The sequence below is a fragment of the Novosphingobium album (ex Liu et al. 2023) genome (assembly GCF_029076845.1).
GTDB lineage: Bacteria > Pseudomonadota > Alphaproteobacteria > Sphingomonadales > Sphingomonadaceae > Novosphingobium.
Genome location: NZ_JARESE010000073.1, coordinates 46,511 through 71,959 on the forward strand (window position 1 = coordinate 46,511; position 25,449 = coordinate 71,959).

At 67.5% G+C, this 25,449-nt stretch carries 28 protein-coding genes; 20 read left to right on the forward strand and 8 right to left on the reverse strand.

The window, feature by feature from the left end; genetic code table 11:
- Positions 1 to 42: 42 nt before the first annotated feature.
- From PYV00_RS20720 to PYV00_RS20760, 9 genes are all read left to right on the forward strand, one after another.
- Positions 43 to 747 carry a DUF4197 domain-containing protein gene (locus PYV00_RS20720; protein ID WP_275230222.1) on the forward strand — a complete coding sequence of 235 codons (705 nt, stop codon included), beginning with the start codon at positions 43 to 45 and terminating at the stop codon, positions 745 to 747.
- A 115-nt stretch (positions 748 to 862) separates the two neighbouring features.
- Positions 863 to 1,513, forward strand: coding sequence for a fructose-6-phosphate aldolase (gene fsa / locus PYV00_RS20725; protein ID WP_275230223.1), 651 nt, complete (start codon positions 863 to 865; stop codon positions 1,511 to 1,513).
- A gap of 13 nt (positions 1,514 to 1,526) precedes the next feature.
- Positions 1,527 to 3,341 carry a cobaltochelatase subunit CobT gene (gene cobT / locus PYV00_RS20730; protein ID WP_275230224.1) on the forward strand — a complete coding sequence of 605 codons (1,815 nt, stop codon included), beginning with the start codon at positions 1,527 to 1,529 and terminating at the stop codon, positions 3,339 to 3,341.
- A 2-nt stretch (positions 3,342 to 3,343) separates the two neighbouring features.
- Positions 3,344 to 4,006 carry a nitroreductase gene (locus tag PYV00_RS20735; RefSeq protein WP_275230225.1) on the forward strand — a complete coding sequence of 221 codons (663 nt, stop codon included), beginning with the start codon at positions 3,344 to 3,346 and terminating at the stop codon, positions 4,004 to 4,006.
- A complete protein-coding gene (locus tag PYV00_RS20740) occupies positions 4,003 to 4,911 on the forward strand; it encodes a DMT family transporter (RefSeq protein WP_275230226.1) in 909 nt (302 codons plus the stop codon). Before PYV00_RS20735 ends, PYV00_RS20740 begins: the two co-directional genes overlap by 4 nt.
- 50 nt (positions 4,912 to 4,961) lie before the next feature.
- Positions 4,962 to 6,416: a cysteine--tRNA ligase gene (gene cysS / locus PYV00_RS20745; RefSeq protein ID WP_275230227.1), complete on the forward strand. Its 1,455-nt coding sequence runs from the start codon at positions 4,962 to 4,964 to the stop codon at positions 6,414 to 6,416.
- A 43-nt stretch (positions 6,417 to 6,459) separates the two neighbouring features.
- A complete protein-coding gene (locus tag PYV00_RS20750) occupies positions 6,460 to 6,960 on the forward strand; it encodes a DUF3828 domain-containing protein (protein ID WP_275230228.1) in 501 nt (166 codons plus the stop codon).
- 10 nt (positions 6,961 to 6,970) lie between these two features.
- Positions 6,971 to 7,915, forward strand: coding sequence for a D-2-hydroxyacid dehydrogenase (locus PYV00_RS20755; RefSeq protein WP_275230229.1), 945 nt, complete (start codon positions 6,971 to 6,973; stop codon positions 7,913 to 7,915).
- A gap of 84 nt (positions 7,916 to 7,999) precedes the next feature.
- Positions 8,000 to 9,661, forward strand: a complete 1,662-nt coding sequence (locus PYV00_RS20760; RefSeq protein WP_275230230.1) for an acetolactate synthase large subunit — start codon at positions 8,000 to 8,002, stop codon at positions 9,659 to 9,661.
- Positions 9,662 to 9,708: 47 nt separating this feature from the next.
- On the opposite strand, the gene PYV00_RS20765 is transcribed toward PYV00_RS20760, so the two are convergent.
- A complete protein-coding gene (locus PYV00_RS20765; RefSeq protein ID WP_275230231.1) occupies positions 9,709 to 10,080 on the reverse strand; it encodes a hypothetical protein in 372 nt (123 codons plus the stop codon).
- A complete protein-coding gene (locus PYV00_RS20770) occupies positions 10,070 to 10,258 on the reverse strand; it encodes a hypothetical protein (RefSeq protein ID WP_275230232.1) in 189 nt (62 codons plus the stop codon). The genes PYV00_RS20765 and PYV00_RS20770 overlap by 11 nt, the downstream gene beginning before the upstream one ends.
- A 94-nt stretch (positions 10,259 to 10,352) precedes the next feature.
- Here PYV00_RS20770 and PYV00_RS20775 point away from each other — a divergent pair, with 94 nt between their 5' ends.
- Complete coding sequence (locus tag PYV00_RS20775) at positions 10,353 to 11,003, forward strand: S24 family peptidase (RefSeq protein WP_275230233.1); 651 nt, start codon at positions 10,353 to 10,355, stop codon at positions 11,001 to 11,003.
- Between the two features lie 70 nt (positions 11,004 to 11,073).
- Positions 11,074 to 11,736, forward strand: a complete 663-nt coding sequence (locus PYV00_RS20780) for an MBL fold metallo-hydrolase (RefSeq protein WP_275230234.1) — start codon at positions 11,074 to 11,076, stop codon at positions 11,734 to 11,736.
- Between the two features lie 5 nt (positions 11,737 to 11,741).
- Here the strand turns inward: PYV00_RS20780 and PYV00_RS20785 are convergent, their stop codons facing one another.
- Positions 11,742 to 12,134 carry an MAPEG family protein gene (locus PYV00_RS20785; RefSeq protein ID WP_275230235.1) on the reverse strand — a complete coding sequence of 131 codons (393 nt, stop codon included), beginning with the start codon at positions 12,132 to 12,134 and terminating at the stop codon, positions 11,742 to 11,744.
- 171 nt (positions 12,135 to 12,305) lie between these two features.
- On the opposite strand from PYV00_RS20785, the gene rpmF reads away from it, so the two are divergent.
- The 5 genes from rpmF (at position 12,306) to PYV00_RS20810 (ending at position 15,314) form a co-directional block, all read left to right on the forward strand.
- Positions 12,306 to 12,485, forward strand: a complete 180-nt coding sequence (rpmF, locus tag PYV00_RS20790; protein WP_275230236.1) for a 50S ribosomal protein L32 — start codon at positions 12,306 to 12,308, stop codon at positions 12,483 to 12,485.
- Positions 12,486 to 12,509: 24 nt separating this feature from the next.
- Positions 12,510 to 13,571, forward strand: a complete 1,062-nt coding sequence (gene plsX, locus PYV00_RS20795; RefSeq protein WP_275230237.1) for a phosphate acyltransferase PlsX — start codon at positions 12,510 to 12,512, stop codon at positions 13,569 to 13,571.
- Positions 13,571 to 14,539: a beta-ketoacyl-ACP synthase III gene (locus PYV00_RS20800; RefSeq protein WP_275230238.1), complete on the forward strand. Its 969-nt coding sequence runs from the start codon at positions 13,571 to 13,573 to the stop codon at positions 14,537 to 14,539. The genes plsX and PYV00_RS20800 overlap by 1 nt, the downstream gene beginning before the upstream one ends.
- Positions 14,540 to 14,646: 107 nt before the next feature.
- The gene (locus PYV00_RS20805) at positions 14,647 to 14,943 is read left to right on the forward strand and encodes an integration host factor subunit alpha (RefSeq protein WP_275230320.1); all 297 of its coding nucleotides are present in this window, start codon (positions 14,647 to 14,649) and stop codon (positions 14,941 to 14,943) included.
- Positions 14,940 to 15,314 (forward strand): MerR family transcriptional regulator, encoded by a 375-nt coding sequence (locus PYV00_RS20810; protein ID WP_275230239.1) that lies wholly within the window; start codon positions 14,940 to 14,942, stop codon positions 15,312 to 15,314. Before PYV00_RS20805 ends, PYV00_RS20810 begins: the two co-directional genes overlap by 4 nt.
- A gap of 6 nt (positions 15,315 to 15,320) precedes the next feature.
- Here the strand turns inward: PYV00_RS20810 and PYV00_RS20815 are convergent, their stop codons facing one another.
- Positions 15,321 to 15,866: a SixA phosphatase family protein gene (locus PYV00_RS20815; protein ID WP_275230240.1), complete on the reverse strand. Its 546-nt coding sequence runs from the start codon at positions 15,864 to 15,866 to the stop codon at positions 15,321 to 15,323.
- A complete protein-coding gene (locus PYV00_RS20820) occupies positions 15,863 to 18,583 on the reverse strand; it encodes an ATP-dependent DNA helicase (protein ID WP_275230241.1) in 2,721 nt (906 codons plus the stop codon). The genes PYV00_RS20815 and PYV00_RS20820 overlap by 4 nt, the downstream gene beginning before the upstream one ends.
- A 146-nt stretch (positions 18,584 to 18,729) precedes the next feature.
- Between PYV00_RS20820 and PYV00_RS20825 the strand changes: the two genes are divergently transcribed.
- Both PYV00_RS20825 and PYV00_RS20830 read left to right on the forward strand, forming a co-directional pair.
- Positions 18,730 to 19,380: a PadR family transcriptional regulator gene (locus PYV00_RS20825; protein ID WP_275230242.1), complete on the forward strand. Its 651-nt coding sequence runs from the start codon at positions 18,730 to 18,732 to the stop codon at positions 19,378 to 19,380.
- A complete protein-coding gene (locus PYV00_RS20830) occupies positions 19,377 to 19,664 on the forward strand; it encodes a DUF2218 domain-containing protein (RefSeq protein WP_275230243.1) in 288 nt (95 codons plus the stop codon). Before PYV00_RS20825 ends, PYV00_RS20830 begins: the two co-directional genes overlap by 4 nt.
- A 34-nt stretch (positions 19,665 to 19,698) precedes the next feature.
- Here PYV00_RS20830 and PYV00_RS20835 read toward each other — a convergent pair whose 3' ends face one another.
- Positions 19,699 to 20,568 carry a mechanosensitive ion channel family protein gene (locus PYV00_RS20835; protein ID WP_275230244.1) on the reverse strand — a complete coding sequence of 290 codons (870 nt, stop codon included), beginning with the start codon at positions 20,566 to 20,568 and terminating at the stop codon, positions 19,699 to 19,701.
- A 101-nt stretch (positions 20,569 to 20,669) separates the two neighbouring features.
- Here PYV00_RS20835 and PYV00_RS20840 point away from each other — a divergent pair, with 101 nt between their 5' ends.
- Positions 20,670 to 22,295: a lysine--tRNA ligase gene (locus PYV00_RS20840; protein ID WP_275230245.1), complete on the forward strand. Its 1,626-nt coding sequence runs from the start codon at positions 20,670 to 20,672 to the stop codon at positions 22,293 to 22,295.
- On the forward strand, positions 22,270 to 22,791 hold the full coding sequence (locus tag PYV00_RS20845) for a DUF1003 domain-containing protein (RefSeq protein ID WP_275230246.1): 522 nt from the start codon (positions 22,270 to 22,272) through the stop codon (positions 22,789 to 22,791). The genes PYV00_RS20840 and PYV00_RS20845 overlap by 26 nt, the downstream gene beginning before the upstream one ends.
- Here the strand turns inward: PYV00_RS20845 and PYV00_RS20850 are convergent.
- Both PYV00_RS20850 and PYV00_RS20855 read right to left on the reverse strand, forming a co-directional pair.
- The gene (locus PYV00_RS20850) at positions 22,788 to 24,635 is read right to left on the reverse strand and encodes a DUF885 domain-containing protein (RefSeq protein WP_275230247.1); all 1,848 of its coding nucleotides are present in this window, start codon (positions 24,633 to 24,635) and stop codon (positions 22,788 to 22,790) included. The genes PYV00_RS20845 and PYV00_RS20850 overlap by 4 nt on opposite strands.
- A complete protein-coding gene (locus tag PYV00_RS20855) occupies positions 24,626 to 25,288 on the reverse strand; it encodes a prolyl hydroxylase family protein (RefSeq protein ID WP_275230248.1) in 663 nt (220 codons plus the stop codon). The genes PYV00_RS20850 and PYV00_RS20855 overlap by 10 nt, the downstream gene beginning before the upstream one ends.
- Between the last annotated feature and the right edge of the window lie 161 nt (positions 25,289 to 25,449).

Here is a 25,449-nt window from a genome sequence, read left to right on the forward strand (position 1 = left end):
GCATATAGGCATCTGGGGAAACTCTCGGAAAGGACTTGGGGCATGTTGATTTCGCAAGCGGACGCGGTGGCCGGCACGCTTCTGGCCCGGCGCCGGTTCCTGCTGGGCGCGGCGGCCGTTTCGGGCCTGCTGGCCTTGCCGGGCTGCGCGACGATGGGCGGGCAGATGAGCTATACCGAAGCGGTGCGGCATCTGCTGGAACTGGCAACGCGCAATGCCTTCGCCCGCCTGACCGCCCCTGACGGCTTCTGGACCAGCGCGGTCGCGCGGGTGAACATGCCCACGCTGTTCGGCAAGCGCGGCGGCATCATCCAGGGCATCCTCACTTCCGACATGTTCCGGGAAAAGCTGCAGCACCAGCTCAACCGCTTTGCCGAGGACGGAGCGAGGAAGGCCGCGCCGCTGGTGGCCGATACCGTGCGCACGATCGGCATCGCCAATGCCATGGCGCTGCTCAAGGGCGAGCCGACCGCCGCGACCACGTTCCTGCGCAACCAGATGGGCCCGGCGCTGGTCAACGCGATGATCCCCGAGCTGGACCGGGTGATGCGCGTGGCCGACGATCCGATCGTCAACCAGGCGATCTCCGCGCTTGCCGGCGTCAACATCGGCGATGCCGCGCACGCGCTGGCGCTGGAGGCGGACAATGCCATCTGGTACGAGATCGGCGCGGCCGAGGCGGATATCCGCCGCAACCCCGAAAGCACCAACGATCCGCTGCTGATCGCCGCGCTGAAGGCGCTGTGAGGTTGATCCCTTATGGCGCGATTCAGCCCGGTTGAATCAGATTCTGGCGACAGACGGCGGCCTTGCCTATAGCGGGGCCAGAATCGCCCAAGACAGATCGCCACAGGAAACCATAATGAAGTTCTTCGTCGATACCGCAGACACGCAGGAAATCGCCGATCTGGCCGAAACCGGCCTGCTCGACGGCGTCACCACCAATCCCTCGCTGATCCACAAGTCGGGCCGCGACTTCATGGAAGTGACGAAGGAGATCTGCGGCCTGGTCCATGGCCCGGTTTCGGCCGAAGTGGTGGCGCTCGATCACGAAGGCATGATGCGCGAGGCCGAAGTGCTGCGCCGGATCGCCGACAACGTATGCATCAAGGTACCGCTGACGATCGACGGCCTGAAGACCTGCAAGAAGCTGACCGGCGATGGCACCATGGTCAACGTCACGCTGTGCTTTTCGGCCAACCAGGCGCTGCTCGCGGCCAAGGCCGGGGCGACGTTCATCTCGCCTTTCGTCGGCCGGCATGACGACAACGGGTTCGACGGGATGGACCTGATCCGCGACATCCGCCTGATCTATGACAACTACGCCTTCGAGACCGAGATCCTCGTCGCCTCGATCCGCCATTCGATCCACGTGCTGGAAAGCGCGAAGATCGGCGCCGATGTCGCGACGATGCCGCCGGCGGTGATCCGCGGGCTGTTCAGGCACGTGCTGACCGAGAAGGGCATCGAGGCTTTCCTGGCCGACTGGGCGAAGACCGGCCAGTCGATTTGAGGCGTTCCGCGAATTGAGCGACGAAACCCCCGCGGACCGTTTCAAGGCCGTGCTTGCCGGCGCCAGCCGGGCGATCGCGCACGAGCCGGAGATCGAGGTCAACTGGACGGCCGATGCGCCCAGCGCCTCGGGCACGCAGTTTCGCGTGCCGATGCCCGGCCGCAGCCTGCCGCGCGGCGCGGCGATGGAGGCGCGCGGCTTCGCCGACAGCTTCGCGTTGCGCCTGCGCCATCATAACGAGGCGATGCACACGCGCGGCGCGCCGATGGAGCCGGTCGCGCGCGCTTGCTACGACGCGGTCGAGCGGGTGCGCTACGAAGCGCTGGGCGCCAACGGCTATGCCGGGATGCGCGGCAATCTGGACGCGGCGATGGACGTGCGCATGGGGTCGGACCCGATCGCGCGCGCGGCCTCGGCCGGCGAAGTCCCGGTGCAGACCGCGCTGGCGCTGCTGCTGCGCGAACGGTTGACCGGCCAGCCGGTGCCCGCCGCCGCCGCCCACGGCGTGGCCATGGTGCGCGACTGGATCGAGGCGCGCGCCGGCGGCGATTTCGATGCGCTGGCCCATTCGCTGGGCGATCAGAAGGCGTTCCAGTCGCTGTCGCTCGACATGCTGCAGCACCTTGAGCTGACGCGGGCCGAGGATATCGAGCAGCAGCCCGACGAAGCCGACGACATGGACGGCGACGAGGAGACCGAGGAAGAGGAAGACGGCGACGATTCGGGGCAGCAGCAGGAGCCTTCCGAAATGGCCGCCGAGCCCACCGAGGGCGAGGACCAGGGCGAAAGCGAGGCCGAGCGCGAGGCTTCCGACGACATGCAGGAAGCCGACGAGGGGCAGGAAGGCGAGGAAGGCATGTTGCCGGTCCGCCCGAACCGGCCCTGGACCGACTTGCCCGACACGTTCAACTACGAAATCTATACCGAGGCTTTCGACGAGATCGTCGCCGCGCCCGACTTGTGCGACGAGGAAGAGCTGACGCGCCTGCGCGCCTATCTCGACGCGCAGCTCAAGGGGCTGCAAGGCATCGTCACCCGGCTGGCCAACCGCCTGCAGCGCCGGCTGATGGCGCAGCAGAACCGCTCGTGGGATTTCGATCAGGAAGAAGGGATGCTCGATGCCGCCCGGCTGGCGCGCGTCGTCGTCTCGCCCGGCCAGTCGCTGTCCTACAAGGTTGAGCGCGATATCGAGTTCAAGGACACCGTCGTCACGCTGCTGATCGACAATTCGGGATCGATGCGCGGGCGGCCGATCTCGATCGCGGCGATCAGCGCCGACGTGCTGGCGCGCACGCTGGAACGCTGCGGCGTGAAAGTGGAGATCCTGGGCTTCACCACGCGCGCATGGAAGGGTGGGCAAAGCCGCGAGGCCTGGCTGGCCGGTGGCAAGCCGCAGCATCCCGGCCGCCTCAACGACTTGCGCCACATCGTCTACAAGCAGGCGGACGAGCCCTGGCGCCGCGCGCGCAAGAACCTGGGCCTGATGATGCGCGAGGGGCTGCTGAAGGAGAACATCGACGGCGAGGCGCTGCTCTGGGCGCATTCCCGGCTGCTCGCCCGGCCCGAGGACCGCCGCATCCTGATGGTGATCTCAGACGGCGCGCCGGTCGACGATTCCACGCTCAGCGTGAACAGCGCCGGCTATCTGGAAGCGCACTTGCGCAAGGTGATCGACTGGATCGAGCGCCAGTCGCCCGTCCAGCTCGTCGCCATCGGCATCGGCCATGACGTCACGCGCTATTACCGCCGCGCCGTCACCATCATGGATGTCGAGCAACTGGGCGGCACGATGATCGAGCAGCTCGCGGGGCTGTTCGAAGAGGAGTGAGCATGACCGTAGCCGAAGCCGTCGCGGGGCGCCGGGCCATCCGGGCCTATCTCGACAAGCCGGTCGATCCGGCCGTGCTACGCCGGGTGATCGCGGCGGCGCAGATGGCGCCTTCGGGCTATAATTTCCAGCCGTGGGAAGGCGTGGTGCTGACGGGCGAGCCGCTGCGCGAGCTGTCGCGCCGGATGATCGCCGCCGCGCCGCAGGAGCCGGCCGAATACCAGCTCGTGCCCAGGGGGCTGCCGCAGCTCTACAAGGACCGGCGCGACAGCATCACCGGCCCGCGCATGGATGCCGCCGGCATCGCCCGTGATGACGAGGCGGGCCGGGCCCGCTTGCAGGCGCGCAATTTCGCGTTCTTCGGCGCCCCGGCCGCGCTGCTGTGCTTCGTGCCGCGCGTGATGGGGCCGCCGCAATGGTCGGACGTGGGCATGTGGCTGCAGACCATCATGCTGCTGCTGCATGGCGATGGGCTGGGCAGTTGCCCGCAGGAATCGCTCTATGTCCACGGGCGGCTGATCAAGCAGTTCGTCGGCGTCAGCGACGAGACGCACCTGTTCTTCTGCGGCATGGCCATCGGCCATCCCGATCCGCAAGCGCCGCTCAACCTCTATCCGCGCACGCGCGCGCCGATCGACGAGGTCGTTCGCTTCCTCGGCGCGTGACGCACGCCTTCCTCTGGGTGCCGTTCACGCTGGTGGCGGCGCTGGGCCAGGTGCTGCGCAACGGCGCGCAGGCGGGGCTGACCGCGAGGATCGGCACGCTGGGGGCAACGCAGGTCCGCTTTGTCTTCGGCTTTCCCTTCGCTGTCCTGTTCCTTTGCGCCGCGTTGCTGGTAACGGGCGCGAGGCTGCCGGCCTTGACCGGCGCGGCGCTGGGCTGGGTCGCGCTGGGCGCGGTGGCGCAGATCGCCGGCACGGCGCTGATGCTGGTGGTCATGCAGGCGCGCAGCTTCGGCGTCGCTTATGCCTATATCAAGACCGAGCCGGTGCTGGTGGCGCTGCTGGGCGTATTCCTGCTGGGCGATATGCTGGCGCCGCTGGCGTGGGTGGCGATCGCGCTGGTGACGCTGGGCGTCGTCCTGGCCTCCACCCGGCCGGGCGATATCGGCAGGTTGCTGGGCGAGGCCCGGCCGGTCTTGATCGGCACGGCGGGCGGGGCGTGCTTCGGCCTTTCGGCCATTGCCTTTCGCGGCTCGATCGACAGCCTGCCCGAAGGCGGCTTCGTGCTCCGCAGCCTGACGATGCTCGTCCTTTCGCTCGGGCTGCAGACACTGATGCTCGGCGTCTGGCTGGCCTTGCGTGACCGCGCGGCCTTCCTTGGCTCGGTGCGTGAATGGCGCACCAGCATCGGCGCCGGCTTCCTTGGCGCGCTGGCATCGGCCGGATGGTTCATCGCCTTCTCGCTGACCAACGCGGCCAATGTGCGGACGCTGGGGCTGGTGGAGATGCCGATCGCGGCGCTGCTCTCTCGGCGCATTTCGGGCAAGTGGCTGGCGCCGCACGAAGGGTTCGGCTTCGCGCTGATCATGGGCGGCGTGGCGCTGCTGCTGGCGGCTCATTCGGCCTGACGGGCCATACGGCTTGACTGCCCGCGCGCGCCGCGTAAGGCCGCTCGCCCATGACCGATGCCGCACCGCTCACGCTGTTCAACAGCCTGACTCGCCAGCCGGAGGAGTTCCGGCCCGTCCATCCGGGCGAGGCGCGCGTCTATACCTGCGGGCCGACGGTCTATAATTATCCGCATATCGGCAACATGCGCGCCTACGTCTTCGCCGACGTGCTGGGCCGGACGCTGAGCTTCAAGGGCTACAAGCTCACCCACGTCATCAACATCACCGATGTCGGCCACCTGACCGACGATGCCGACGCGGGTGAAGACAAGATGGAGAAGATGGCGGCCGAACGCGCCCAGTCCATCTGGGACATCGCGAAGCATTACACCGAAGCCTATTGGGCCGACATCAAGGCGCTCAACATCCGCCAGCCGGCGCAATGGTCGATCGCGACCCAATATGTGCCGCAAATGATCGAATTCGCCGCCTCGATCGCGGACAAGCACTGCTACGAACTCGACAGCGGGCTCTATTTCGACGTTTCGACGGTAAGCGACTATGGCCGCCTCGCCCGCGCGGCCACCGATGAGGGCGAAGGCCGGATCGAGAAGGTCGAGGGCAAGCGCCACGCCGCCGATTTCGCCATCTGGCGCAAGACCCCGCCGGGCGAGAAGCGCCAGATGGAATGGGATTCGCCCTGGGGCCGGGGCGCGCCGGGCTGGCATCTGGAATGCTCGGTGATGAGCGGCGCGCTGCTGGGCTTCCCGTTCGATATCCACACCGGCGGGATCGACCATCGCGAGATCCATCACCCCAACGAGATCGCGCAGAACCAGGCGTTCTGCTGCACCAACGGGCTCGACGTGCCGGCCAATTCCGGCGCGCGGATCTGGATGCACAACAACTTCCTGGTCGAGCGATCGGGCAAGATGTCCAAAAGCTCGGGCGAGTTCCTGCGGCTCCAGTTGCTGCTCGACAAGGGCTACCACCCGCTCGCCTACCGCCTGCTATGCCTGCAGGCGCATTATCGCAGCGAACTGGAATTCTCTTGGGAAGGGCTGGGCGCAGCGCTTACCCGGCTGAAGCGCATGGTGATGGCGACCGAGCGGTTGGCGGAGTGCGACGCCGGCGATGCCGCGCACCCCAGGCTCGCGCCCATGCTCGAAGCCTTCACGGCGGCCGTTTCGGACGATCTCAACACCCCCGTGGCGCTGACCGCGCTGGAAGAGGTGCTGGCCGCCAAGAAGGTCGATCCAACGGCCAAGCGGGCGGCGGTCGAAACGATGGACGCGGTGCTTGGCCTTGGTCTGTTCCAGCTCACCCGCGCCGATCTGCGCCTGCGCCCGAAGATAGCGACCATCACCGAAGCGGAGATCGAGAACGTGCTGACCCGCCGCAGGCAGGCCCGCGCCGACAAGGATTTCGCCACCTCCGACGCGCTGCGCGACGAACTCGTGGCCCAAGGCGTCGAGGTGATGGACGGCGATCCGCTCGGTTGGGAGTGGAAGCTGGGCGGCTGATCGGGCATGTTTCGCCCCGGATGGCACGGGCGGAGTGGATTCGGTGAAGGCAGCGGCGGCGGTTCTGGTATTCCTGGCGTGCGGCACGGCGTGTGAGGCGAGGCCGGTCGATCCCGCGCTCGATCAGGCGGTGAAGGCGATCTATGCGCCTTACGCGATAACCTCCGCCGACGGCACGTATCCGCCCACCGCCTGGGAACGCCCGCTCTATTCGAAGGATGTCACCGCGCTGATTTCCCGCTGGGAAGCGGTCATGCCCGAGGACGACGTGGACGATCTCAACGATGGTGACTGGCTGTGCATGTGCCAGGACTGGGATTCGCGCGTGTTCAAGGCCGATGTCCTGTCCACCGCGATGACCGGCGCGGATGCGGCGCATGTCGTCGTCTCGGTCGCCGTGTTCGGCACCGAGACGCGCAAGGCGGAGCTGGATTTCAGGCGCGAGGACGGCGCCTGGAAGCTGGACGAGATGACCAGCGAGCAGATGCCCAGGGGGCTCAAGCAGGCGCTGCGCGAAACGATCGCCAAGGACGAGGCCCGGTGAGGCCGCGCGCATGACGCGCACGGTCACGGTCATGAGCGCGGCCGTTCGGCCCCTGCTCGAAGCGCGGCTGCCCGACTGGGTGGAGCCGCGCTGGTTCGAAACGGGCGAGGAACTGCTCGCGCTGGCGCCCGGGGCCGAGATCGGCTGGTTCGATACGTTCGATTTTACCCACGCGATCGAGGCCTATCGCCGGGCCACCCGCGCCCGGTGGCTGAGCACCATGGCCGCCGGCGTGGACCCGTTCCCGCTGGCGCTGCTGCGCGAACGCGGCGTGGTGTTCACCAACGGGGCCGGGCTCAATGCCCTGACCATCGCCGAATACGCGGTGATGGGGATGCTGGCGATCGCCAAGGGCTATCGCCAGGTGGTGCGCGCGCAGGATCGCCGCGAATGGCTGACCGAGGCACCGGGCAAGCGGGAGCTGTGGGGATCGAAAGCGCTGATCCTGGGCGCGGGCGGCATTGGCGGACGCATCGGCGAACTGCTGCGCGGCTTCGGCGTCGCCGTGGCCGAGGTGCGTCGCCGCCCCGCGCCGGGCGCGCTGGGGCCGGACGAATGGCGCGCGCGCCTGGGCGAGTTCGACTGGATCGTGGTGGCCGTGCCTGCCACCCCGGATACCGACAAGCTGCTGGATGCGGATGTCTTCGCGGCGATGAAGCGCGGCGCCGCCGTGCTCAACTTCGCGCGCGGCGCGGTGATCGATCAGGAGGCGCTGATGGCCGCGCTCGATGCCGGGCAAGTCGGCGCGGCGTTCCTGGACGTGACCGATCCCGAGCCCTTGCCGGCCGATCATCCGCTCTGGGGCTATGACAACGTGCAGATCACCATGCACTTGTCCGGCCGGTCGCAAGAGACGCTGTTCCACCGCGCGGCCGATCGCTTCTGCGAAAATCTCGCGCGCTATGCCAGGGGAGAGCCGCTCAGCCACGTGGTCGACCTCACCAGCGGCTACTGACCGGGCGGGCGCCCCGGTTTCACGGTGACTCGCGCCCGGCCATTTGTTACCCCTGTACGATGGGGCAGGGTGGGGGATCAGCAAATGTCCGAGCAGGGGAAGACCAAGGCTTCCGATCTTTTCATCGCCTGTCTTGAGGAAGAAGGCGTCGAATACGTTTTCGGCGTGCCGGGAGAGGAGAACCTCGACTTTCTCGATTCGCTGTCCCGCTCGGACAAGATCAGGCTGGTGCTGACCCGGCACGAGCAGGGCGCGGGCTTCATGGCCGCCACTTACGGCCGCCACACCGGCAAGACCGGCGTCTGCCTGGCGACGCTGGGGCCGGGGGCGACCAATCTGGTCACCGCCGCCGCTTATGCGACGCTGGGCGGAATGCCGATGCTGATGATCACCGGCCAGAAGCCGATCAAGAAATCGAAGCAGGGCCGCTTCCAGATCCTCGATGTCGTCTCGATGATGACGCCGATCACCAAGTACGCGCACCAGATGGCCAGTTCCGACAACATCCCCAGCCGGGTGCGCGAGGCGTTCCGGCTGGCCGAGGAGGAAAAGCCCGGCGCCACGCATATCGAGCTGCCCGAGGACATCGCCGACGAACGCACCGATTCGCATCCGCTCCAGCGCAGCCTGGTGCGCCGCCCGACCGCCGACGTGAAGTCCGTCCGTCAGGCAGTGGATGCGCTGGAAACGGCCAAATCCCCGGTTCTGGTGATCGGCGCGGGCGCCAACCGGACGATGACCGGGCGCATGTTGCGCGAATTCATCGAGAAGACGGGCATCCCGTTCCTCACCACCCAGCTCGGCAAGGGCGTGATCGATGAACGGCATCCGAAATTTCTCGGCTGCGCGGCGCTTTCCGCCGGCGATTTCGTCCACCGGGCGATCGAGGATGCCGATTGCATCGTCAACATCGGCCATGACGTGATCGAAAAGCCGCCGTTCTTCATGCGACAGGACGGACCTTGCGTGATCCACGTTTCCAGCAAGACGGCCGAGGTCGATCCGGTCTACTTCCCGCATATCGAGGTGATCGGCGATATCGCCAACGCCATCTGGCAGATCAAGGAAGCGATCACGCCTTCGTCCGACTGGGCGCTGGATCACATGCTGGCCTATCGCCAGGCCGAAGTCGCGCATACCGCCACGCTGGCGGCCGATGCCCGCTTCCCGATCTTCCCGCCGCATCTGGTGCGGCAAGTGCGCGATTGCCTGCCCGATGACAGCATCATCTGCCTGGACAACGGCATCTACAAGATCTGGTTCGCGCGCGGCTATACCGCCTATCACCCCAACACCGTGCTGCTGGACAACGCGCTGGCGACGATGGGCGCGGGCCTGCCTTCCGCGATGATGAGCGCGATGCTCTATCCCGACCGCAAGGTCATGGCGATCTGCGGCGACGGCGGGTTCATGATGAACAGCCAGGAGATGGAAACGGCGGTGCGCCTGGGCCTCAATCTCACGGTCGTGGTCCTGAACGACAGTTCCTATGGCATGATCCGCTGGAAGCAGGCCAACATGGGCTTCGAGGATTGGGGGCTGACATACGACAACCCCGATTTCGTCCTCTACGCGCAAAGCTATGGCGCGCAGGGCCACCGGGTGGAAAGCGCCGCGCATCTGGCGCAAGTGCTGGCCCATTGCCGCGATACGCCGGGGGTGCACCTGGTCGATTGCCCGGTCGATTACAGCGAGAACGACCAGATCCTGAACAAGGATATCAAGGCCCTGTCGAAAGCGCTGTGACGCAAGGCTCGCGGCGGGGCAGGTGCCCGCCGCGAGCCGCGCCGGCTTCACGCGTCGTCGAGCAGCAGCAGTTCGGCCTCCACCGTCATGCAGGGGCGGGGCCCGGCGACATGCTCCACCGCGATCACGCCCGCATCCGCGACGAGGTGGCGCGGCAGGGTGAATTCATGGTCGGGCAGGGCGGCGATGAAGGTCTCGCCAGCGGCGATCGCCTCCAGCCCGGAAAAAGCCAGCAGGATGGTGTGGCGCGCGCCGGAGAAGGTCGCGCTCGACCAGGTGCGTTCCTCGTGTCGCAGGAACTCGGCGCGTCCGCCCGCGAGCCCGAGCACTTCGCCCAGCAGGCTGAGCCACACGCCCTTGTGGCCCCTTTCGCGCAAGGCGGCGATCATCGCGCGGACGTGGCCGGAATCAATTTGCATGGTGGTGCTCCCGATAGCGGTTCATGAACAGTTCGATCCTCGCGGTCGTGGCGGGCCGCGGCACGCGTCCGTTGCGCAAGTCTTCGACGAAGCGCGGATCGCGCGCCGCGAGCCGGCCGAACTTGGTCCACGGCATGTCCGTCTCGCGCAAGAAGCGCTCGATCTGGCGAAGCAGCAAAGCCAATCTCCTGGGTGATTTGCGAATTAGTTCCTGATATGTTCCAATTGAAATCCTACTTGTCTAGGAAATGTCCTTCACATATTGATCGGTTATGGAGATGGATGAACCCCGCAGAAACCTTCTCGAACTTGCCGGACGGCAAGGTTCCAGCCTGGCCCAGCTTTCTCGAATGATTGGAAAAAATTCCAGCTATCTCCAGCAATTCGTTAGGAAAGGTAGCCCAAGAAAGCTGGAGGAGACCGACCGGGCGACCCTGGCCCGGTTCTTCGGCGTGGCCGAGGCGACATTGGGTGCGCCGAAGGATAAATCCTACAATTGGACGGCGCCGCGCCTGGAGCCGGACTGGATCGACGTGCCACGCCTCGCGCTCGATGCTTCCGCAGGTCCGGGTGCCGCCGCCGACGAGGAACTGGTCGTGGGAACGCTGCGCTTCTCCGCGCGCTGGCTGCGCGAACAGGGCCTGGAGCCGAGCGCGCTTTCGGCGATCGCGGTGCAGGGGGATTCGATGGAGCCGACCTTGCGCGATGGCGACGAGATCCTGGTCGACAGCCGGCGCCGCCCCCTGCGCGACGGCATCCATGTCGTGCGGCTGGGCGATGCGCTGCTGGTGAAGCGGCTGGAAACGGCCCGTTTCGGACGAATCGCGCTGCTCAGCGATAATCCCGCCTATCGCCCGATCGAATGCGATGTCTCGGAAGTGGAGATAATCGGCCGGGTCGTGTGGAAAGGCGGGCGAATCTGAAGGCGCGCTCGCTGGCGGAATCGCCGCTCGCGGGATTGCAATCGGCCCGCGTCCCGGCCATCTCGCCAGCATGACCGAAACCCAGCCCCCGATGCGCGTGGCCATCATTCCCGTCACGCCGCTCCAGCAGAACTGCTCGCTGATCTGGTGCACCCGCACGATGCGCGGCGCGCTGGTCGATCCCGGCGGCGATCTCGACCGGCTCAAGCTCGCGCTGGCCAGGGCCGGGGTGACGCTGGAGAAGATCCTCGTCACGCACGGCCATCTCGACCATTGCGGCATGGCCGGCGAACTGGCCCGGGAGATGGGCGTGCCGATCGAGGGGCCGCAGGAGGAAGACCGCTTCTGGATCGCCCAGCTCGACGAGGACGGTCCGCGCTGGAACATGGAAGCGCACAGCTTCGAGCCCGATCGCTGGCTGGCGGACGGTGATCGCGTCACGGTCGGCGATCTGGAGCTGGAGGTCTACCACTGCCCCGGCCATACGCCGGGTCATGTCGTGTTCTACCACGCGCCCTCGCGCTTCGCGATCGTGGGCGACGTGCTGTTCCGCGGCTCGATCGGCCGCACCGACTTTCCGCGCGGCGACCTGCACCAGCTGATCGCCGCGATCACCGGCAAGCTCTGGCCGCTGGGTGACGATGTGACGTTCGTGCCCGGACACGGCCCGGTCAGCACGTTCGGCGACGAGCGCCGGACGAATCCCTATGTCGGTGACGAGGCGCTGGCCTAGGCCGCCTAGATTCGCCCGAGCGCGATCAGCACCGCCACCACCGCCAGGCCCAGCATGACCAGCATGGTGGCCATTACGCCGATCATCCGCCACGGATTGGGCCCCGGATTGTCCATGCCGAACCCGTGCAGGACGCGGCCCAGCATATAGAGCGAGCCGACGATGGCCAGCCAGGTGCCGCCCTTGCCGGTCATCTCGATCGCCGCGATCAGGATCAGCACGATCGGGGTATATTCGATGAAGTTGGCCTGCGCGCGCATCCGCCGCATCAGCGCCGGGTTGCCGCCATCGCCATGCAGGATCTTTTCGGCGGCGCGCAGGCGGCCGATGCGGATCGCAAGCCACAGGTTGATCATCGCCGCGGCCGCGGCGAGGCTTAGCGTGGTTTGCAGAATCATGAAGTCCCCCTTGTGGTGCCGGATCTGTCGGCCGGGGCACCATGCGATAGCGGGTATCGGCTTGCAACTGGCGAGAAATCGGGTATAGGCGCGCCTTCGCGAAGCCGCCGGCCCGTTTCGGTCACCGGCGGCCTTTTTGACAATAACGCAGATTCAGGAACAGGTGCCGAAATGGCTGTCCCTAAGAGAAAAACCTCTCCGTCACGCCGGGGAATGCGCCGCAGCCACGATGCGCTGAAGGTGGAAGCTTATCATGAGTGCTCCAACTGTGGGGAACTCAAGCGTCCGCACAATCTTTGCAATGCTTGCGGCCACTACAACGGTCGCGAGATCGTCGCGGTCGAAATCTAAGACCCGAACAACCGGAGAATTCCGATGAGTTTGCCGCGTATCGCCGTTGACGCGATGGGCGGTGACGAAGGCGTGCGCGTCATGATAGAGGGCGCTGCCCTCGCGCGCCGCCGCCACGATCAGTTCAAGTTCCTGCTGGTGGGGGACGAGCCGCGGATCAAGGCCGCGCTGGCCGCGCACCCGAACTTGCGCGCATCGTCGGACATCCTCCACACCGACTCGGTCATCAGCGGCGAGGACAAGCCCAGCCAGGCACTGCGCCGGGCCAAGGGCACGTCGATGGGCATGGCCATCGACGCGGTCAAGCAGGGTCACGCGGGCGCCGCCGTCAGCGCCGGCAACACCGGCGCGCTGATGGCGATCGCCAAGCTCACCTTGCGCACGATGCCGGGGATAGACCGGCCCGCGCTGGCCGCGCTGCTGCCCACGCTGGGCGAAAACGACGTCATCATGCTCGATCTGGGCGCCAACACCGAATGCGATACGCGCAACCTGGTGCAGTTCGCGGTGATGGGCGCGGCCTATGCGCGCGTCGCCACCGGGCGCGAGGCGCCGCGCGTGCGCCTGCTCAACATCGGCACCGAGGAGATCAAGGGCACCGAACTGCTGCGCGATGCCGCCACCGTGCTCAAGGCCGCGGCGGATGACCTCTCGATCTCGTTCGACGGCTTCACCGAGGCCGACAAGCTGTGCCAGGGCCATGTCGACGTCGTCGTGACCGACGGGTTTTCCGGCAATATCGCGCTCAAGGCGGTGGAAGGCACGGCCCGGTTCGTCGCCGACCTGCTGCGCCGCAGCTTCTCCAGTTCGCTGCGTTCCAAGATCGGCTTCCTGATCTCGCGGCCCGCCACCGAACTGCTCAAGACGCATCTCGATCCCAACAACCACAACGGCGCCGTCTTCCTGGGACTGAACGGCATCGTCGTGAAAAGCCACGGCAGCGCGAGCGCGGCCGGTGTTGCCAATGCCGTGGCGGTGACTGCCCGGCTCCTGGAGGAAAATGTGACAGAGCGGATTACCGCGGACCTTGCCCGCGTGGACCAGGACAGCCTGCGCCCGGCGCGATCCCAGGAAGAGCGCGCCTGATGCGCCGTTCCGTGGTGATCGGTACCGGCTCCGCGCTGCCGCGCCGCGCCGTCAGCAATGCCGAGCTGACCGGGATCGTCGATACCAGCGACGAATGGATCGTCGAGCGGACGGGGATTTCCAACCGCTATATCGCCAGCGATGACGAGACCACGTCCAGCCTGGCCACCGACGCGGCCCGCCGGGCGATCGCGGCGGCCGGGATCGAGGCCCGCTCGATCGACCTGATCGTGCTCGCCACGGCGACGCCCGACCAGACGTTTCCCGCCAGCGCCACCAGGGTCCAGCACAACCTGGGCTGCAATGGCGGCATCGCCTTCGATGTCGCGGCGGTGTGCTCGGGCTTCCTCTATGCGCTGGGCGTGGCCGATTCGATGCTCCGCTCCGGCATGGCGAATCGCGCGCTGGTGATCGGCGCGGAAACCTTCAGCCGCATCCTCGACTGGGAAGATCGCACCACCTGTGTCCTGTTCGGGGACGGTGCCGGCGCGGTCGTGCTGGAAGCGCGCGAGCAGAGCGGGGACAAGCCGCGCGGCGTCCTGACCACCCGGCTCCACGCCGACGGCGCGCATAACGAGCTGCTCTTCGTCGATGGCGGCCCCTCCACCACCGGCACGGTCGGCAAGGTGCGCATGAAGGGACGCGAGGTGTTCCGCCACGCAGTCGTCAATCTGGCGGAGGTCTTGAAGGAAGTAATTGAAGAGGAAGGACTTTCGACCTCCGATATCGACTGGCTGGTGCCGCATCAGGCCAATGCCCGCATCCTTGACGCGACTGCCCGCAAGCTGTCGTTGCCGCCGGAAAAGGTGGTGATGACGGTGGGTCAGCACGCCAATACCTCGGCCGCGTCGGTGCCGCTGGCGCTGGATACCGCCGTGCGCGATGGCCGCATCCGCGAAGGCGATCTCGTCATGCTCGAAGCGATGGGCGGCGGTTTCACCTGGGGAGCCAGCCTGATTCGCATGTGACGATTTTGTTTCAAAGGTTTCCGTCAGCGGTTGCGCAGAGCATTGCTTTTCCCCCTTTTTTTCATATGATCGATATCTGGGGCGGCGCAGACAGCATTGGGGACCAGATGCGCTCTACGGAGACGCTTACGCGGGCGGCGATCGCCGAGGCTATTCATCGCAAGCTCGGACTTTCGAGAGCGGAGTCGCTTGCGATGGTCGAATCCATCCTGCAGCACATGTGCGCGGCGCTGGCCGAGGGGGAGAACGTGAAGATCTCCGGCTTCGGCACGTTCCTGCTCAGAGACAAGGGCGAACGGGTCGGGCGCAATCCCAAGACCGGGATCGAGGTGCCGATCACGCCGCGCCGGGTGCTGACTTTCCGCGCCAGCCAGATGCTCAAGGACCGCATCGCGCGGCTATGAGCGGGCAGGCGCTGTTTCCCGGATTCGACGACGGCAAGGCGCCCGACGCCCTGCGGACGATCGGCGAGGTGACGCGGGCGCTGGGGATTCGCCAGCATGTTCTGCGCTATTGGGAAGAACAGTTCCCGATGCTCAAGCCGATCAAGCGCAGCGGCGGGCGCCGCTATTACCGGCCCGAGGACGTGATGCTGGTCGCCGCGATCGACCGGCTGGTGCATCGCGAGGGCTATACCTTGCGCGGCGCGCGGCTGGCGCTGGAAGGCGCGGCGGCTGCGGGGCAGCCCGAGGCGACGCTGTCGCCCGAGGATGCCATGCGCGCGCGCCTGCGCCGGATTCGCGACGATCTGGCCGCGGCGCTCGCCGCTGCCTGAGCCGCTTCAATCCGCCGGCTGCGGGCCGAGATCGGGATCGAGATCGCGCGGCCGGATCAGGTGGACCAGCCTGGCGCAATTGTCGGCGATGTCCGACCAGCGCTCGATCGCCAGCTCCAGCACGGCATAGGCCGCCGTCGGGAACTTCTCTTCCACCACGTCGCGCAAGGGGCTGGAGCCATCGTCCGGCACCAGATCGAAGATCAGGTCTTCCAGCCCCGGATTGTGGCCGACCATGATGATCGCGGCCGGATCGCCTTCCTGTTCGCGCAGCACTTCCATCAAAGTGGCCGAATTGGCGAGGTAGATGCGCCGGTCCCAGATCACCGGCGGCGATCCGCCGGCCGATTGCGCGGAAATCTCGATCGTCTGCGTCACGCGCACGGCGGGCGATGCCAGCACGCGCTGGAAGGCGATGCCGTGTTCGCGGATATGCCGGCCCATCACGTCCGCGCCCTTGCGGCCGCGGGCGTTGAGCGGACGGTCGAAATCGCGCAGGCGCGCGTCGTTCCAGTCCGATTTGGCGTGGCGAAAGAGGCCAAGGATCTTCATGCGGAAGGCGAGACGTGATTCCCTTGAGGTGCGCCTTCCCCTGAAACATGCCCGGCGATGCGTTGCAAGGCTTCCTCCAGCAGGACGCGGCGCACCGGCGTGCCGGCGGGAAAGGCCGTGAGCAGGCGCGAAGGGAAGGCGGCGGACAGGACGACGAAGTGGCCATGGTCCGCGCGTGAGCGGATCAGCCGGCCGAATGCCTGCGCCAGCCGGGCGCGGATGATCGAATCGTCATAGGCGGAGCCGCCGCCGGCCAGCCGACGGGCCCGGTGCAGGATCGACGGGCGCGGCCAGGGCACTTGTTCCATGATGGCCAGCCGCAGCGAATGGCCCGGCACGTCCACCCCGTCGCGCAGGGCATCGGTGCCCAGCAGCGAGGCGGTGGGATCGTCGCGGAAGATATCGACCAGCGTGCCGATATCGATCGGATCGACATGCTGGGCATAGAGCGGCAACCCGGCGCGGGCCAGCCGATCGGCGATGCGGCCGTGGACCGCGCGCAGCCGCCGGATCGCGGTGAACAGGCCCAGCGCGCCGCCGCCCGATGCCTCGATCAGCCGCGCATAGGCGGCCGCGAGCGCCGGGATATCGCCGCGCGGCACATCGGTGACGATCAGCACTTCGGCCTGGCTGGCATAGTCGAACGGGCTTTCATGGGCGCACAGCCGGGGCTCGACGCCGATGTGGCGCGCGCCGCTGCGGGCGATCGCGGTGTTCCAATCCGCGCCGTCGCGCAAGGTGGCGGAAGTCATGATCACCCCGTGCGCCGGTTCGAGCACGACGCGCGCGAAGGGCTTCATCGGATCGAGCCAGTGGCGGTGGATGCCGATATCGAATTCGCGCGCGTCCGAACGATCGACCGCCAGCCAATCGACGAAATCGCCATCGGCCGGCCCGCCGAGCCGTTCGAGCAGGGCTTCCCAGGCGGCCAGCAGGTCGATCCGCCAGGCCAGCGAATGGCGCGCGCCCTCGATCCGCGCGCGGCCCGGCCCATCGAGCCAGTCGGGCGGGTCTTCCAGCAGGGCTTCGAGCCGCACGCCCAGGCGGATCAGCGGCTGGCGCAGATCGGCGATCGCGGCGCGCGCGGCCTGGGTGCGCTCGATGAACGGCCCGTCAAGCTGCGCCGCCTCGGTCTCCAGCCCATAGCCCGCTTCCTGCCCGCCGCTTTCGTCGCGGGCGTAGACCACGCCGCGCACCGCCGCGAGCAGTTCCTCGATCGGGCCGGAAGGCGCGTTTTCCACCAGCCGTTGCAGCCAGCCGTCGCCAGGCAGCGCTTCGGCTGCCGCGCGCGCGGCGGCGATCGCCCTGGCGCCGGCTTCATCGTAGCTCGCGATATCGGCCAGCCGGGCCGACAGCCCGCGCCGCCGCCCGCGCGATGCCTTTTCCGGGCCGATCACCCAGCGCCGCAGTTCGATGGTTTCCGCGCCGGTCAGCGCGGCGGCGAACGTCGAATCGGCGGCATCGAACACATGATGGCCTTCGTCGAACACGATCCGCGTCGGGCGCGAGGCGGGATCGCGGGCGCGCGCGGCATTGACCATCACAAGCGCATGGTTGCCGATCACCAGATCCGCCTGGGCACTGGCGCGCGTGGCCCGTTCAATGAAGCATTTGCGGTAATGCGGGCAGCCGGCATAGACGCATTCGCCGCGCCGGTCGGTCAGCGCGGCGATCCCGCGCTGGCGGAACAGCGTGGCGAGCCAGCCGGGCAGATCGCCGCCGATCATGTCGCCATCGCGGCTATAGGCGGCCCAGCGCGCGACAAGCTGCGCCAGGATCGCGGCGCGGCCGGCAAAGCCGCCTTGCAGCGCGTCCTCCAGATTGAGCAGGCACAAGTAGTTCTCGCGCCCCTTGCGCACCACCACCGGCTGGCTGCCGTCGGCCCGCCGTTCTGGCCAGGCGCGGCGGCTTTCCTGGCGAAGCTGGCGTTGGAGGGCTTTGGTGTAGGTGGAGACCCAGACGGTGCCGCCGGCCTGCTCGGCCCAGAGCGAGGCGGGCGCGAGATAGCCCAGCGTCTTGCCGATGCCGGTGCCCGCCTGCGCCAGCAGGACGCGCGGCTGGTCGGACCGCTCGCGCGGTTCGAAGGCATAGCCCGCTTCGGTGGCATAGGCGCGCTGGCCGGGGCGCGGTTCGGCCCCGCTGCCGGTCAGCCGTTGCAGGCGAGCGAGGATATCGGCCTGGTCCAGCGTGACTTGCCGGGGCTGGGGCAGTTCGGGCGCGTCCTCCCATTCGGGCAGGCGCGAGAACAGCCAGCGCTCGGCCTGCCGGGGCCGGGCGATGCGGCCGGCCAGCGCCGCCGCCCAGGGCCAGCGCAGGCGGGTGAGCGTTTCCAGAGTGGTCCAGGCGCCTTCGCGCTCGGTCCAGTCCGCGCTTTCGCATGTCGCCAGCAGCGCGCCCGCCGCCTGCTGGAGCAGGGCCGGCACATCCGAATCGCCCCTGGGCTCGTCGAGCGCGAGCGCATGGGCCATGCCCTTGGGCGTGGGCACGACGAAGCGCGCCGGGTGCACGAACGCGAAGAGTTCGAGCAGGTCCAGCCCGGACAGGTCGGGGTAGCCCAGCCGGGTGGCGATCAGCGGCGCGTTGAGCATGAGCAGCGGCGTATCGGCTGCGGCCATCACCGCTTCGCCCTTGGCCACGGTGCGCGTTCCGCCCCCGCCATCGCGCAGCCAGCAGCCGCCATGGCTGGCATGAAGCGCGGGGAGGGGCAGGGCGGCCATCGGGGGAGCCTAGCGAAAGCGGAACGGAGGGAAAACATCGTGGCGGCACGGCGCTGCGGAAAGATTCCGGCCTGTTACAATTTTCCACTTGTCGAAACTCGATCAAGATATATCTTAGATCCATCATGAAAACACAAGGAATGACAATGAGACGCTTCATGTTTCCCCACGATGGCGATTGCCATGGCCGCCACGGCCATGATCACGGCGGCTTCGGGCGCGGCCCGGCGTTCGGCAAGGGCGGCTTCCGCGCTGGCTTCGGCGGCTTCGGTATGCGCGGCTTTGGCCCGGACGGGTTCGAGGTGGGCGGCCATCGCGGCGGTGGCCGGCGCCGGCGCCTGTTCGATCAGGCCGAACTGCAGACGCTGCTGCTCGCGCTGATCGCCGAGGCACCGCGCCACGGCTATGACCTGATCCGCGAGATCGAAAGCCTTTCGGGCGGCAGCTATGCGCCCAGCCCCGGCGTGGTCTATCCCGCGCTGACGTACATGGAAGACCAGGGCCTGATCGCGCTGGCGCCCGACGATACCGCGCGCAAGTCCTATCAGGTGACGGAGCAGGGTCGTGAACAGCTTGAAACGCAGGCGGAAACCGTCGCGGCGCTGCGCCAGCGGCTCGCCTCGCTGGCCGAAGCGCAAGGCAAGTCCGATCCGGCGCCGCTGCGCCGCGCGGTCGCCGGCCTGTGGATGGCGGTGAAGGACCGGCTCGGCCAGGAGGGCGCGGATCGCGAACTGGTCCACCGGATCGCCGAGATCATCGACGAGGCCGCGCGCAAGATCGAACGGATCGAGCCATGACCACGATCGCGGCCAGCGTGCCCACCGCGAACGGGGGCAGATACGTCCGCCAGCTTTGCCAGCACTGGTCGCACAAGCTGGACGTGGCGTGCGACGGCGATATCGGGACCGTGCGGTTTCCCGGCGCCGTCGCCACGATGGCGGCCGGGTCCGATGCGATCGACCTCAGCATCACCGGCGAGGACCGGGAGGAGGTCGATCGCCTGAAGGACGTGGTGGCCGCCCACATCGACCGCTTCGCCTTCCGCGAGGCGCCCCTGGCTTACGACTGGTCCTGGCGGTAACAGGCCATCGCCGCCGCCGTGAGAGCCCCGGGGACTAACGCGCTTCGACGCACCGCGGCGGTGCCGGGGCGGGCGGCTCGCTGGCCGGGGCGGCGGCGATCTTCGTCTCGTCGAGCGCGCGCTTGACGGCGATGACGACTTCGCTTTTCGTCTCGCGCGCGTCCCTGGCCGCCTCGCTCCACCACTGGACCAGGAAATCGATCCCCGTCGCGGTGATCTGCTGCGCCACCACGACGATGGGCCTGGCCTTGTCGATGTGATCGAGGCGCTGCAGCGCGTCGCGGATCGCCGCCGGCGTGGCGGTGAGATCGTTGTCGCCGGTCACTGCGACGATGATCTCGTCGCGGCGGACCGGGCCGTCGGTCAGGATCTTGACCGGGTTCTTGAAGAGCATCGCATTGGGCACCACGGTCAGTTCGCCAGACGCCTGGCGGATATGGGTCTCGCGCAGCGTGATCCTTTCGATCCTGCCGGTGATGCCCTGGCATTCGATCGTATCGCCGATGCGCATCTTCTCGCGCAGCATGATGAGCACGCCCGCGAGGAAGTTCTGGAAGATGTCCTGGAAGGCGAAGCCGATCGCCACCGCGCCGATGCCCAGGCCCGCGAAGGCGCCGCCCGGCGTGAAGCTGGGGATCGCCACCGTCAGCGCGATGAGCAGGCCGATGATCCACACCGCAAGCCGGATCAGCGTGGCGAAAAGCTGGCGCAGGTCTTCGCGGATATGTGTGCCTTGCGTCAGCCGGCCGACGATCCGCACCGCGATCCCCGCGACGACCCACGTCACCAGCAGGATGGCCAGCGCGATCGCCAGCGAGGGCAGCGACTGGACGAAGCCCCGGATCATCGCGTCGATCTGGTCGCGCAGGGTCTGGATGTAGTTCACCGGCTGCCTGTCCTTCATGGCGATCGCTTGTTGCATGGCGTAAAATCGGGCAGGCCCGATGAAGTTCCCCGCAGCTTCGCCCTTGCGGCCGGCGCGGTTTCCAGCGAAGAGCGCCGGTCATGACCGACACCGCCCTGATCGAAGCCGCTCGCGTATCCAAGGCCTGGCCGTTCCAGGAGGCGCACAAGCTGCTGAAGCGCTATCCGCACGGCAAGCCGGATGGCGCGCCCATGCTGTTCGAGACGGGCTATGGCCCCTCGGGCCTGCCGCATATCGGCACGTTCCAGGAAGTGCTGCGCACCACGCTGGTGCGCCGCGCCTATGAAGTGCTGACGGGCGGCGCGCCGACGCGGCTCGTTGCCTTCAGCGACGACATGGATGGCTTGCGCAAGGTGCCGGACAACGTGCCCAACCATGGGCTGCTGGCCGCCTATATCGGCCATCCGCTCAGCCGCATTCCCGATCCGTTCGGCCGGTTCGAAAGCTTCGCCCATCATAACAACGCGATGCTGCGCGCCTTCCTCGATCGCTTCGGCTTCGACTACGAATTCGTCTCGGCGGCCGATCGCTACAATTCGGGCGCGTTCGACCCGGCGCTGGCCAATGTCCTGGCGCATTACGACGCGATTATGGAGGTGATGCTGCCGACGCTGCGCGAGGAGCGGCGCAAGACCTATTCGCCCGTGCTGCCGATCTCGCCCACCACCAACCAGGTGCTGCAAGTTCCGGTGGAAGTGGTCGATGCCGCCGCCGGCATCATCCGTTTCGAGGATCTGGGCGAGACCATCGAGCATTGCGTGTTCGGCGGCCATGCCAAGCTGCAATGGAAGGTCGACTGGGCGATGCGCTGGGTCGCGCTCGGCGTGGATTATGAGATGTGCGGCAAGGACTTGACCGACAGTGTCACGCAATCGGGCAAGATCGCGCAGATCCTCGGTGGCCGCCGCCCCGAAGGGCTGATCTACGAGCTGTTCCTTGACGAGAAGGGTGAGAAGATCTCCAAGTCGCGCGGCAATGGCCTGACGATCGAGGAATGGCTGACCTACGGCACCGAGGAGAGCCTGGGCTTCTACCTGTTTCGTGAGCCCAAGAGCGCCAAGCAACTGCACATCGGCGTGATCCCGCGCGCGGTGGACGAATACTGGCAGTTCCGCGGCAATCTGGCCGAACAGCCGCTCGACAAGCAGCTTGGCAATCCGGTCTGGCACCTGCTGCGCGCCAATGGCGACGGTTCGGGCGCGGGCGATACCCTGCCGGTGACGTTCGGCCTGCTGCTCAACCTCGTCGGCGTGCTGGGCGCGGATGCGACCGCCGGGCAGGTGTGGTCCTACCTTGGCAACTACGTCGCCGATGCCTCGCCCGTGGCGCATCCCGAACTGGACAAGCTGGTCGCGGCCGCGCTCGCCTACAACCGCGATTTCATCGCACCCACGCTGCAGAAGCGCACGCCGACGCCGAACGAGGCGGCCGCGCTGGCCGCGCTCGATGCGGAACTGGCGCGGGTCGCGCCGGGCACTTCGGCCGAGGATTTGCAGACCGTGGTCTATGAGATCGGCAAGCGCGAGGAATTCGGCTTCGAGAACCTGCGCGACTGGTTCAAGGCGCTCTACGAGACGCTGCTGGGCTCATCGCAAGGCCCGCGTATGGGCAGCTTCATCGCGCTTTACGGCATCGCGGAGACGCGCAAGCTGATTGCCCAGGCCCTGGAGGCGCACGCTCATGCTGAAGACGCCACGGACGCCTGAACAGCTCGCCGAGGATCTGCTCGGCCGCCTGTTCGAGGAACTCGACGAGGAAGAGCAGCGCGTCCTCCAGCGCATTTCCTCGGGCGTGATCATGGGCCCCGATGCGCAGGAAGAGGCCGCGCTCCATGCCACGTTCGCCGATCGTCTGGCCGACAAGGTCGCCGCCGTGGGCGGCAGCTGGGCCTTCATCATCGGCTTCGGGCTGGTCCTGCTGGTCTGGATCCTGGTCAATGGCCGCATCCTGGAAGACCTGGGGCTGCATCCCTTCGATGGCTATCCCTTCATCTTCCTCAACCTGATCCTCTCGATGCTGGCGGCGATCCAGGCGCCGGTCATCATGATGAGCCAGAACCGGCAGGCCGACAAGGATCGCATCACCGCCCGCCACGACTACGAGGTGAACTTGCGCACCCAGCTGGAAATCATCCGCGTGCACCGCCGGCTCGACCGCTTGCTGGAAAAGCTCGACGTGGTGCTGGAGCGCGATGACGACTAGGGGCTGACCTGGCGCGCGATCCACGCATCGATCTTCTCTTCCAGGATCGGCAGCGGCAGGGCGCCCGATCCCAGCACCTGATCGTGGAACGCGCGGATATCGAACTTCGCGCCCAGCTTCTCCTCGGCCTCGCGTCGCAGCCGCTGGATGGTGAGCGCGCCGATCTTGTATGACAGCGCCTGCGCCGGCATGGCGATATAGCGATCCACCTCGCCGGCCGCGTCGGTACGGCCCATGCCCGAATTGGCCAGCATGTAATCCACCGCCTGCTCGCGCGACCAGCCCATGGCGTGGATGCCGGTATCGACCACCAGCCGCATCGCCCGCAGCATCTCGTCGTCCAGCGTGCCCCAGTGCTGCATCGGATCGCGGTAAAGCCCCATCGGATAGCCCAGCGTTTCGGCATAGAGCGCCCAGCCTTCGACGAAGGCGTTGTTGCCGCCATCGCGCTGGAACGGGGGTAGCGCGGTGTTCTCCTGCGCCAGGCTGATCTGGAAATGATGCCCCGGCGCGCCTTCGTGCAGATACAGCGTGGTCATGCCGGTGAGGAAACGGCTCGGCAGGTCATAAGTGTTGAAGTGGAACAGGCCGGGGCGCCCGGTTTCGATCGAACCCTGGCTGTAGCTGCCGCCCGGCTCATAGCGTTCCTGATAGCCGGGATTGGGCGCGATGCGCAGCGGCGTCCGGGGCACTTTGGCGAAATAGCGCGGAATCCGGGTATCGACCTGCCGGGCGATCCGGGCGAAGCCATCGGCCAGCTGGGCGCGGCTGGTGGGATGGAACCGGGGATCGTCGCGCAAATGGTCGAAGAACCGGGGCAGGGTTCCGGCAAAGCCCATCTCGCGCCGCACGCCATCCATCTCGCCCCGGATGCGGGCGACTTCGACAAGGCCGAGCTGGTGGATCGCCTCCGGCTCCAGCTTGAGCGTGGTCTCCTGCGCGATCAGCTCGCGATAGAGCCCGGCTCCGCCCTGCATCGCCGACAGGCCCACTTCCTCGCGCGCGGCGGGCAGGTATTCGTCGTGCAGGAAGGCGCGCAGCCGGGCATAGGCGGGAAAGACCGTCTCGCGCAGGGCGGAAAACCAAGCCGAGCGCAATTCCCGCCGGGTCTCGGGCGGCATCGCGGCGGGAAAATGCGCCAGCGGCGTGGCGAAAGGCGATGCGGTGACGGGCTGGGCCAGCAGCGTGTCGAGCTGGTCGATCATCGCCGCGACCGTCAGGCGCGGCTCGACGACGCCGCTGGCCATGCCTTCGCGAAAGCGCAGCGTGGCGTTGTCGAGCACTTGCGGAAAGGCCACGAGGAGCGTCAGCGCGGCGCGATAATCGTCCTCGCCAGCATAGGCCAGCGGGCCGTCGCGCGCGATCAGGCCGGGAAACTCGATCGGCAGGCCAGCGAAGTGGTTGAACGGGCGCACCCCGGTCAGCGCGCGGACCTCGGGCTGGAGCGCGGCGATCTCCTCGCGCTTGTCATAGGCGAAGACCTCGCGCGAGCGGCGCTCCTCCTCGTCCAGTCCGGCGCGGTCGATTGCCTCGATCGCGGCGAGGGCCCGGCGGGCCGAGGCCAGCCGCTCCCGGTCGAGCGTGTCGGTATAGAGCCGGGTGAAGATCGCCGGATCGGGCGCCTCGCCGCGATAGAGCATCCCGAGCGGGTCCAGCTCGTCCTCGCGCGCGGCGTCCTCGGCGAACAGGCGGGTCAGCCGCACGGTGGCGTCCGTGGCTTCGGCCGCAGCCGGCGGCAGCGGCGCCATCCGTCCCGCGTCGGCCGCGCCGGGCCAGGCGATGAGCAGCGCCATGGCTCCGATCGCCGCGCCGGCCAGGCGGCGCGCGCGCCGGATCAACTCCACCGGCGCGTCCTGAACCACTTCGTGATGACGTATTTCACCCCGGCCTTCACCGGCAGGGCGGCGTGCAGCGTTTCCAGGTTGGGCGCGCCGTCGGGCGTGGCGTTGTTCCACAGGATCAGCGATCCGGCCTGCGGCGGGATGCTCACGCCGATGCGCGGGAACTCGGTCACGCCGCCATCCTCAACATCGTTGAGATAGGCCATCGCCGTCCAGCTCCGCTGGCCGCCGCGCGCCACTTCCGATGGCCAGTAGGCGGCCTCCGTATCGAACCAGTCGCAATGGGCGCGGAATTCCTGGCCGGGCAGATAGCGCTGGCCCTGCACGGTCTCGCTCCAGGCAAGGTCAATGCCGATAAGGTCGGACAGGCGCCGTTCGATGCTGCGCACGATGCCGTCGGACTGGTCGACGTCGCCAGAATAGCTGGTGCGATAGGCCTCGCGATAGGCTTCGTCGAACAGTTCGGAAGGCCGGGCGACTTCGTCGATCAGGCCGATCAGGTGCCGGCATTCGCTCTCGCTGAGAAAGCTGGCGACAGCGTGGATCTCGGCGGTAGCGACCGGCACCTTGTAAACCGAGGGATCGCCGGCAAGGCGTTCGCGCACGGCGGCGCCCAGCGTGGCAAGGGCCTTCCTGTCGGGATTGGGTGCGGGCATGGTCCGAAAAAGCGATGGCGGCAAAGGAACAGGCGGCCATGCCTAAAGCCTGCGCGCGGCAGGGCAAGGGAAAAGCCCGCCGGGCAGGCCCGATGCCCTGCCGGCGGCCCCGGATGCGAAGAACCCCCGCGCAGGGGCGACGCGGGGGCTCTCACCAGCCT